This window comes from Burkholderia sp. SIMBA_062 (assembly GCF_046534765.1).
Lineage (GTDB): Bacteria > Pseudomonadota > Gammaproteobacteria > Burkholderiales > Burkholderiaceae > Burkholderia > Burkholderia ambifaria.
The window spans coordinates 25,462-35,759 of sequence record NZ_JAWRYD010000053.1; the positions used below are offsets into that span (position 1 = coordinate 25,462).

The following is a 10,298-nucleotide window of genomic DNA, read 5'->3' on the forward strand; positions in this document are numbered from 1 at the left end:
GCGTTGGCCCACGACTCAACTCGCCCTCACCTTGACCTGTGTCACAATGAATCGCCCCCTGCCCGGTGTCGGAACACCAATGGTCGGATCCGGTGTGGGCGGCACGGTCGTGGGATTCATGGCTGGCACCGTGGGAATGAACATCGCCTGACACTCACTGCCCTTGATCAGTACCGGTGCGCCACGCAGCACCTTCTTCGCGCTTTGATCTGCACCTGCGATCAACAATTGGATCACCCCCACACCGGGAACTGTGAATGTCCCCGACATATACGGCACACCCGGAACCACGACTTTCAGCAGATCGAGGATCACGCACGCCGGCTTACCATCGACCATGACACGCCCTGTTCCCGTCAGCACGGCTTGTGCTGGCGCTATCAAGGTTCGAGGGCCGAAGCTCGGCTGAAACATCACGATGTCGCCTGTCGCCACGATAAGATCCGACATCAGAATCCTCTGCCTCGTCCATCACGTACGTCCACCACACCGGACAGTCGCCGCGCACCCGATTGATCCGGCAATTGATAGCTCACCGTGATCCGCAACAGTCCCTCCAACTCCGGGGCCTCTTCACAGTCCACCGCCGTTACCCGCACACGCGGTTCATAACGTGCAATACTCTCCACCACTCGCGTACGTAACGCCGCCAGCGTGCCATCGCTTAGATTGGCGAATACCATCGATTGCATATCACAGCCATAATCTGATCGCATGATGCGTTCACCAGGCTGAGTGCTAAACAACATCTTTAAACTCTGTTCCACGTTCTTTACGCCGGCACTCATCTCCACCCCCCCTTTAGGCAAAAAGGTCAGCGGAAATCTCCATCCTCGCCCATACAACCGATCTTCTTCTCCAGTATTGCTTAGCATGTCCACCTCGCTCGAACCGCGGTGCAACGCAGTTATCATCACCCCAGATTGACCAGCGCGCCGTTCACATTCACGATCCCGCTGCTGTTTACATCCGTCGTCGCCGTTCCCTTCAAGGTTGCCCTTGCGCCTTCCACTGAAGCCATCACGGTTCCCTTCACTGTAGCCTTCGTGCTTTGTAGTCTTGCCTGCGCATCACCCTTCACCACCACGTCCACACCTTGCAGCAACGCTGCAGTTGGCTTGAGCGTCAGGTTCCCCTTTCCACTGGCGAACTGCACTGATCGCTTTCCGCTCCCTATCAGGCAACCCATCGCTGCGATCTGCACGTTCTTGTCACTCGTCACTGATATACCTGTCTTGGCCTGGAGCTCGAGCTTCGCATTGGTCGCCATCGCCACGCCCGCCTGCGCATGCCACTGTACCTTGCCCTTCTTGACCTCAACCTTCACATCTCCTGCTGTGCTCCGGACATTCACGCCATTCTTCACATCGAGTGCCATCGCCTGCTCTCGCGCCGCCCCCTTGCCGATCCGCCAGACGGCTTCGCCCTTGTCCCGATCAAAGCCCAGTTCTGCTACCTGGTCCTCATGTTTGAGCACTACGCCCTTCCGAGCGTTCTTCGCACTCGGTGCGAACGGTGCTTTTTGAACCGGGTTATGCATGGCTCCGAGGATGACCGGATCGCCTCCCAGGAACCCCACCACCACTTCATCATCTTTTTCTGGGTAAAAGCACACTCCGCTGTCGGTGCTGGCATACGGACTCGCCCAACGTGCCCACAACGTGCCCTTACCCAGTAGTGGCACAGTGACCGGCAGCCGATTCCACTCCTTCTTGGGGTCGGCCTTGAAGGCTGCCACCTTGCCGACCATCAACCCCTCTGGCACCGGTAACCCTGGCACCGTGGCCCGCTCCTCTTCGAGCCCAATCCACACCGTGGTCGTAGACGCCCGGTGCGAACCCTCAAACGCATATTCAAGCGCCGTAATCACCCCCGTCCCTGACAAAGCCCTCCCAGCCCCAGTCAACGTCATCTGTTCGCGCAAACCATACGGCTTGACACCTTCAATCACGATCTGCGCGCGAATCGCCTGCGCTTGCTTAGCCAAGAGGTGCCCAGATGCACATGCCTGTTGCGTGATCGCATCCATTCCAGCGAGCGACGCAATCTCCCAATTCGAGAGTGCCCCCGTGGCCAACGGCTGCAGTGCGGTTGGATCCAATCCTCCCTCGCCCAACCGCACTTTTTTTGCGGTCTTGCTCACAAGACTCTGCTTGCCGATGTCCCAGCCCGTAAGCATCACCTGGCGCGGCAAGGTCAGTGCCGAAAACTCCCAGTGGAGTGCCTGCACCGATACCGCACCAGATGCCCCGCTCGCTCCTGCCGAGACACCCGACTTGCCCAGAGAAGCGGCCACACTATGCGTTTTGCCAGTCATGACCGGCCCGCCCACCGTAACCGAGCCTGCTCCGTCCGGCCACAGCCACACCCCGTACAGTCCCATCAAACCACGTACCAGCGCCCAGTCCGAACAGTTCCACTGAATCCGCTGCTCGTGTTCGCCTTCAATACCCTCGATCGCTTTAACCTTGACGCCATGTTCGACCAGCACCTTTTTGATCAACGCGTGGTCCGTACCCTTCTCGAACACTCGACTACGACACGTCGCCTTGAGCCCCTGTAGCGCCGCCTTGATCTTGAGCTGGATCCGGCGACCACTGTCACCTACGTCCATCTGCACACCACCTACTACACCCGTAAAAATCGAACGCCCCCGTACCACCATCTCAACCGATTTACCCACCGCACAGCTCTGCAACAGCATGTTGATTTGCGCAAAGTCGTCATGCATCGCCGTCGGGAGACTCAGTTCCACCAGACCCGACGGGATTTCATTCACAGCCAGTCGAGCTAACATCCGTGACACGGCGACGCCCTTCAACGGCTTGCCATTGATCCTCACTTCCACGTCAACCGGCTTGCCTACGTCGTCCGTCGCGCCTCCTTTAGCAACTGCAGGCGAGGAAACGGTCGTTCCAGGAGCATTGGCGTCCGCCAATGCCGCCAGCGTCTTCGCGCGACTCTGCGCCGGCTGCTCAACCTTATGTATGACGCTGTCAGCCCGTCCCTTCCCGACCAACGCCGCAGCGGCCAACCCGCCCACTACCGCCTGTGCCGCATCTGGCGTCACCTCGGATGCTTGTTCCACCGCGGCGCGAATCCTTTCGCTGAATGACATGGCCCGCTCCGTTATCTACCCATCACGAGTGCTTGGCCCGGAATCAGGTTGCGTAAATTATCCAGATCGTTAGCGTAGGCGACATGCAGGTAATCAACTGCGGAAACCGCCGCACTCGCACTCGCCACAGTCGCCAGCAGCGGCAGGGTATCCCGCGCCGATGCCTTGATTATCGATTGCTTGACAGGTGCGCCTTTACGCAAAGCCTCCATGTCGTCGCTGTTAATCGCGACCAAAGACAATGACGCAGTCGCACGCAACGGCGTCGCGTTGCGGTCAAATAGCGTATACGCGATACCAAGTCGCTCACACCGTCCACCAAAATACCCGTGACCATGCCAGCGCATCTTGCCCCAACTGACACGAAGGTAAGGCGTCTCACCTTTCTCGCCGACCGTCAAACACAAGGCACGCAGCTGACTAATTTGCTCGTCCACTGAGCGCCGCTCACCAGGCCCTCGAGCATCCAGGATCAATTCGAGGTCAAGATGAGGAGGCGTGACTCGACCGAATTCGCTGACCTGGTTGTGCCTGTTGATGGAATCTTCGTTCCTCAACTGCGTCATGAAATCGAATCGCACAGACTCCGGGTTGTACATCACCACGAACGAACCCAGCTCGCCTCCCCAATCGCGGGTCTTGAACGCCGTCAGCGTCAGTTTTTCCAGGCCCCGTTCAAGCAGTGCCATCACGCACGCTCCTGTCGTTCGTTCAACAGCGCCAAAACACGATGCGCGATCCGTTCGATCAGTACGGCGTCACCGGCCCAATCCTTCGTCTGACGTTCCATCGCCCCATCTCGCTCACGCCTCGGCTCATTCATCACCCGGGCCTCGATTACCAATTCCCTAATTTCGATCGTCATCCCCGCACCCCCAGCCAGCGCATCTCGTGGTACGCCAATTCCAAAGTGTCGATCAACACTGCATTACCCGTCGCGTCAAGGTCGCTTGTCTGCCATTTCACGGGCAGTGCATTGGTCACAATCCAACTGCACACCGGTAAGTTACGTGCGTTCATCAGCATCACCACCACGTCCATGTAAACGCTAGAAAATTCCCCAAGAGCGTGATTGAACAATGCCGTTACGGGCGTCAGCGGAACTACACCCCGTTCGAGCATCAAATTGCCGTGACTGACTCGCTCCGGAAAATGAATGCTACCCAGGTTGTCGCCCCCTTCCCGGTGGCTCGCAATTGTCATTTCACGCGACAAACCGGAAATCCGTTGAAACCGCATATCCACAGGGCTAGGCACCCGTTTCACAAAAAAAGTGGCCATGAAGCGGTGCGACAGGCTGGGGGTATTCAATTGCAGGCTCATAGCATTTCGCTCCGTTGCAACTGCATCATCCCGGCTTGCGTCTCGTTGAGCATAAGCACAAGATTGAGTTCGACAAATTCTGCTGCATGCAAGACCGCCAGCCCCACCTTGACGATCAAGCGACCTTCGGCAATGTCATCTGCCAACATGCTGTCATTCAAGCCGACTTGCACGACGAACGCCTCGCCCTCCTCCGCGCCCGCTAGACCGCCAGACAGCCACACACGTCGCAACCACGCGCTACACACCCCCCGTAGCTGGAGCCAAGTAATCGCGGAATTGGGTTCGAACACAGCGAACCGGCAAATCTGCCGTAAGTTCGCCTCGATCCAGGTCACCGTTCGTCGCACCTGGACGTAGCGAAATGGAGACCGCCCGTCCCGCGTCAACGTACGACACCCCCACACTCGCACGCCACGGCCTGGGAAACTTCGAATAAGGTTGATCGAAGGTTTCGCCACGTCAAACCAACCATGCGCCTCCGTTTCACGATGCTCAGCAGCCACTATGCACATCAACGCTTCGTTGGCTGGCGCCTTCCAGGTTCCGTGAACGTGGTCTGTACGCGCCATTAGCCCCAACACTGCACCACATGGCGGTACTGTTCGGCGGAACGGCCCAGTATCGGATTCATTTATCGTATAGCTGGTCAGAAGGTGCGGGCCGTAGACCGCCGCGTGTTGGCCCATCTCGCCGAAGGCATTGTTTATTCGCAGCTCCTTTATACAGGCATCCGCGACCTTCATTGCTTGTGGCGCGTCCCATACAAAAAACAGATCTGGTCGGCATTGGCAGGCGACCTGCACAGCTCGCCACGCGGAAACTAGCAACTTCGCCGAATTCGCTTCTTCCAGGAGCTTCGGTAGCGCGCCAACCAGTTGTGGCATCGCAACTAACGTCAACGACAATTCTGTCAGTGCTGGCGCAAATTTTCGGGCCGTCAATGAACCTTCTATCCATTCCTTAAACGCCGTCATCCACCGAACGACGGGATCTAGAAGGGGCTCCGTCGATTCAACCATGGAAGTGACTAACTCGCTTTCAACGGGTGGCGGGGAAACCAAGAGAATGAAGCATTTCCCGCCGCCGTTTTCGAAGTACAGGCGAATGGACGTACACAAAATTGCGTCATCGAACTTCGCCGAGGTTGGTAACGATCCTCGATACGCCTCGTAATCGGGCCACGACCCAATCTTATGAAACACGCCAACATCCGTCGACTGTTCGTGGTCCCACCCCACAAAAACTGGTACCGCGGTGGCCAACTCCATGTCGGACGTGTCCGGCGTTTGAACACGTTGTGTCAACCGTACACCAGGTTCATCAAATCTGTGCACAGCAGCCGGCCGCGACATAATATGGACTCCATAATTTTGTTTGGTTGCGACATTGTGATGATGAGAATAGCCAACCTCATTCGCAGACTACCACTTATTTACTCAATCTGCTGAATTCGCCACTCAGTACAACTATTTCTTGCAGTTCGGCCCAATCTCTCACACCAGCTCAGAGGGAACCGATCAACCTGCCCGCATGTCCTGTGTGAGCTGCAGCACGATGAACTCTGCTGGCCTCACCGCCGAAAGCCCGATCTTCACGATCATCCTGCCTTTATTGATATCATCCTGCGTCATTGTGATTCCGCGTCCGACTTGCACATAATATGCCTGAGCTGGTTTATCGCCTTGCAGGGCGCCCTTCTTCCAAAGGCCGTATAGATAGTTATCCAAAGTACATCGAATTTTATCCCACGTTACTGCGGAATTCGGCTCGAATATCACCGAGCGCAACGCTGTTCGCGTATCGCGCTCTACCGCATTGAAGAGGCGCCGTACCGGCACGTAGAGCCAGTCATTATTTTTAGGATTCGACATCGTGCGTGTGCCATACACCGTCACTCCTTGACCACTAAAATATCGGATCGCGTTGATGCCAGCGTCGACCATCTTTTCGTTCATCGTGTCGGTTACACGAATGCTTTTCCATCCTTCTCCATTGGCAGGTCCGGTGAAATAAGCCACTAAATCCGTGACCCCACTCAAGACCACATTCGCCGGCGCCTTCCATACACCGCGATCACGATCTACCCTCGCCATCACGCCAGCAACCGCCGCACTCGCCCGTATATAAACGGGTCTGTTCGCAAGAGTAGAATTTACAACTACTCGACATTTATCATATAATTTTATTATTTCTTCCATGGCGTCTTTTTTTTCATCACTCGCGCCTTTATCCGCACCAAAATTATCGCAGATAACCTTTAAATCATGAAGGGTATTAATTGCATCACTATGATTATCTCCATTAGCAACTTCAAGCAACTCATCTAAGTCATCCAACTCCTTCAAGTTCACAGATTTTTCGTCATAGACACGGCCATATTGCGAAGCGAGAGCGGGAAAATAGGCGGCAACATTTTCATTGTCTTTACAAACATCGGGAACAGTAAATTTTGTGCAATCGCCCTTGTCTAATTGCGCATCCACTAGCATAAAGATGCCTCGGCTTCCAATCGGACTCGCCGTGTTTCCCAACAATTTAGCCAGCCTATTATATATAGTATCGTCTTCATTAACGTGCTCGCACCACACCAGCAACGTAATATCCGGAGTTTTATCAATCGCCGCTACCATGCCTTCCAAGGTTTCGTGACTTCGGTCATTTAGATGTAAGACATAACATGGCCCACCTCCGTTCTCAAAGTATAAACGAACACTGTGCGAACCGACGTGAGGCGTGAATGTTGCTATTTCCGTCTTCAAATCAACATCCACGACTTCCGACACGTTGAACTTTTTTGTGAAATCCAACCAACTTTCGATCGCCAAACATTTGATCGAAGTAGTGCTGACGATTGCATTGAAGTGACCAACAAACACCGGCACCGCCGTTTCACCTTGCTGAATGCTCAACGCCAGCGCGTTGTCTTCTTCCACGTAGACGCCCGGCACCCTATACGACTCGCTCATGATTCGTCCTCTCACCGTTCAAGACGCGCGACGCTACCCAGCACCGCCCATCTGGTTGCATCCTCGCTCGTCAGTGTGTTCCATGCTGAGTGACTTGCAAGATGATGAATTCCGCCGGTCGCACTGCCGCCAACCCTACCTTCACAATCATCCTGCCGTGCATAACGTCGTCCTGCGTCATTGTGATGCCAGGCCCAATGTGCACGAAATACGCCTGTGCCGGAGTGTCGCCCTGCAGTGCCCCCTGCTGCCAGAGCCCATGCACATAGTTCGCGATCGCGCCGCGCACTCGCTCCCATGTCGGCGCACTATTCGGCTCGAACACTGCCGGTCTCATCGCCACCTTGATGTCTTTCTCCACCGCGCTGAACAGCCGCCGGACTGGCACATATCGCCACTCATCGTGATCCGACTGCAGCGTCCGGGCACCCCAGATCAACGGCCCCATACCACGAAACGCCCGAATTACGTTGATCGATAGCCCGGATTCTGGCCCATTACATTCAGCCTCCACGCCGTCCGATACTTGAAACATTGGCGCACCGCCGATGATCTCGGCATTCGCCGGCGCTTTCCAGACGCCTCGCTCCCGGTCCACACGTGCGTACACTCCCGCTACCGCACCACTTGGTGGCATTGCCGCGCTGACACCCGGCACGGTCAGCCAAGGGTAGTATACGGCCGCATGCTTGTTCGGCGAATAATGGCTCTGCTCCGATTGCACCGTGGTGGTGTCGCGCAACTCGGTTGTAGGGCCGTCGTAGATCGCAAAATACGTCTTTTCAGTCAGGCACAGTGTCTTTACCTGGCCGTCGAAGGCGGCGAACTGTGATCCCGACTGCACCAGCAACGTCACGTCGTCCAATTGCGGCACCAACTTCGCTAGTGACGCGACCGGCGCTATATAGCACCGCCCGCCACCATTCAAAAAATACAACTTCAATGATTGAAATAATTTGTCGTTCTGAGTGGCTTCGTCGAACTTCTGCCCCACACTCTCGTTATTCTTATTCACTATTAATTTCTGCCTGACCGTCACAACATCCAACCATGACATAAATTCATGCCAAGAATTTGAATCGATTATGCCGTTGCCGGTACTATCAAGTGCGCCTCCCCAGTTGGTGGCCTGGTCAAATGCAAATACTGGCACCGCCGTCTGCCCCGTCTGGATCGACAGCGACAGCCCAACAGGTTCTTCGACATACACGCCAGGTACTTTATAAATCATGATCCGCTCTCCCGAATCGCTGCCTATTTGCGAACCCACTCATCCGAATCATTAGTCATCGTCAGTGGAACATCAATGTCAATCGATCCGCCGCCAGACTCAACTCCTCGAGAGCAACCTCATTGCTTGTCGCATCCAAGCTCGGTCCCGTCCATTTCGTCGGGAATGCGTTCATTACGTTCCACGTCACCAACAGCTCGGATCCCGTTTCGTTCGTCAGACTGATCGACAGATCCCTCTTCTCGACCCGATTGAAGCTGATTGAATTCATCCACTCGATTAGCTGGCTTTGTTTCGGCATCACCCCGCGCTTGAGCGTGATCGTGAGGGGCTCCGCCTGACCTGGCATCTGGTATAGGTGCCCACACCCATCCTGGTATTTCACCAACTGTACCGATTGATCCAGACCTGAGACGCTACTGAAGCACATCTGCTCTATTCCAACCGACACCACAAATCGATAAGTCGGGATCGGGTACGTGTTGCCCATCGTCTTTGAATCGAGTGCCATTTTCGTGCTCTCCTCATCCAGCGCTGCACTTGCCGCGCAGCGACTTCTCTACATTTCGCCCCCGACTTTTTCCTTTAAATCCGGGCGCGGCTCACACCACTGGTTCGCATAATAAATTTCCATTCCTAACCAACAACTATAGAGAACCGCAAGCCGTACGCCCCCCCCAATGGCATACCTATCCCCTATTTTCATCTCGCAATGGAACTTGCTCCGCCCCGCAATCGACCAATCCACACTCGCCGCACGGATCCCACACGAAACCCTGCCTCCCGCAACATATCCACATCGACTGCGGCTCTGGAAAAGTTCCCGCAACTGGAATCGTGAGGGCTACCGCTCAGTTATATAAAAAGACAGAGCCAACTTAGTCTAGATGAACAACCTCGATCTTACCGATACTCGAATTCGACGCTCATCGTCGCTTGCGCCCCGCGCTGGGATCAAGACGGGCAAGTCAATTTAATTGACGCCGATTCTCAATCGGAATCAACTGTTAATAAACCAACTCCATCCAAGAAATACCCATCTTCCTCATATTCCATTTTCGCTTCACGCCTTCCAATATCCTCCTCCCTTTCGCCTCAGCACACACGTCAGGTACGCCTCATAAGTTGACGCATCCGAGGACATTCGTTGTCAGAAGAAAGCGTAGACAGATCCGATCGCAACCTCAAGGAAAATTTACGAATTTGATGCGGAAATTCTTTCCACCACGGGATCTCGGAGATGAATATTTTACATGATCTAATTGAATACATAATGTCAAAGTCATGGGCCGTCACTTTCACCGTCCGATGTCAAGCAGATTGCCACACTTGGAGCGATCGAATTTTCAATTTATTCCGGAAATTTCATTAAATTTCATGGACAATTCTTATGAAAATATCGCGGCTGGCTGTGGAAAACGTAGAAACGAGTCAAACTTGACTCGAATCGCAGAAGCGGCTGCATGCTAGGGCGTCGAGACCCCACGACGAACGCCTGTCGCCACCAGCACGTAGGCACTCTAATGGCAAGGCGAATCGAACGACAATCCAGTTCCACCCATCGGCGCCGCACGGCGATTAGAGATGGCCTCGCAAATTCGGACAGTCGGATAAGTGAGGCGGCCAGGGCCTGAGCCGGCGATAATGCCGGCCAAGG

At 54.9% G+C, this 10,298-nt stretch carries 10 protein-coding genes; all 10 read right to left on the bottom strand.

All coding sequences use genetic code 11. The features are described 5' to 3' along the window. Window positions 1-15 precede the first annotated feature (15 nt). Window positions 16-450: a hypothetical protein gene (locus tag SB786_RS33855; RefSeq protein WP_410731251.1), complete on the bottom strand. Its 435-nt coding sequence runs from the start codon at window positions 448-450 to the stop codon at window positions 16-18. Continuing rightward, entirely contained in the window at window positions 450-875 is a 426-nt protein-coding gene (locus SB786_RS33860) for a GPW/gp25 family protein (RefSeq protein ID WP_410731252.1), read from the bottom strand. Before SB786_RS33860 ends, SB786_RS33855 begins: the two co-directional genes overlap by 1 nt. 38 nt (window positions 876-913) lie before the next feature. Beyond that, entirely contained in the window at window positions 914-3,118 is a 2,205-nt protein-coding gene (locus SB786_RS33865) for a phage baseplate assembly protein V (protein WP_410731253.1), read from the bottom strand. 11 nt (window positions 3,119-3,129) lie between these two features. Then, complete coding sequence (locus SB786_RS33870; RefSeq protein WP_410731254.1) at window positions 3,130-3,807, bottom strand: hypothetical protein; 678 nt, start codon at window positions 3,805-3,807, stop codon at window positions 3,130-3,132. Next, window positions 3,807-3,983 carry a DUF5908 family protein gene (locus SB786_RS33875; protein ID WP_410731255.1) on the bottom strand — a complete coding sequence of 59 codons (177 nt, stop codon included), beginning with the start codon at window positions 3,981-3,983 and terminating at the stop codon, window positions 3,807-3,809. Before SB786_RS33875 ends, SB786_RS33870 begins: the two co-directional genes overlap by 1 nt. After that, window positions 3,980-4,441, bottom strand: a complete 462-nt coding sequence (locus SB786_RS33880) for a phage tail protein (protein WP_410731256.1) — start codon at window positions 4,439-4,441, stop codon at window positions 3,980-3,982. The genes SB786_RS33875 and SB786_RS33880 overlap by 4 nt, the downstream gene beginning before the upstream one ends. Further along, window positions 4,438-5,712 (bottom strand): phage tail sheath family protein, encoded by a 1,275-nt coding sequence (locus tag SB786_RS33885; RefSeq protein ID WP_410731257.1) that lies wholly within the window; start codon window positions 5,710-5,712, stop codon window positions 4,438-4,440. The genes SB786_RS33880 and SB786_RS33885 overlap by 4 nt, the downstream gene beginning before the upstream one ends. Before the next feature lie 249 nt (window positions 5,713-5,961). After that, entirely contained in the window at window positions 5,962-7,410 is a 1,449-nt protein-coding gene (locus SB786_RS33890; RefSeq protein ID WP_410731258.1) for a phage tail sheath family protein, read from the bottom strand. A 70-nt stretch (window positions 7,411-7,480) separates the two neighbouring features. Further along, window positions 7,481-8,641 (bottom strand): phage tail sheath family protein, encoded by a 1,161-nt coding sequence (locus SB786_RS33895; RefSeq protein WP_410731259.1) that lies wholly within the window; start codon window positions 8,639-8,641, stop codon window positions 7,481-7,483. A 61-nt stretch (window positions 8,642-8,702) separates the two neighbouring features. Beyond that, window positions 8,703-9,152 carry a phage tail protein gene (locus SB786_RS33900; protein WP_410731260.1) on the bottom strand — a complete coding sequence of 150 codons (450 nt, stop codon included), beginning with the start codon at window positions 9,150-9,152 and terminating at the stop codon, window positions 8,703-8,705. Window positions 9,153-10,298: the final 1,146 nt, after the last annotated feature.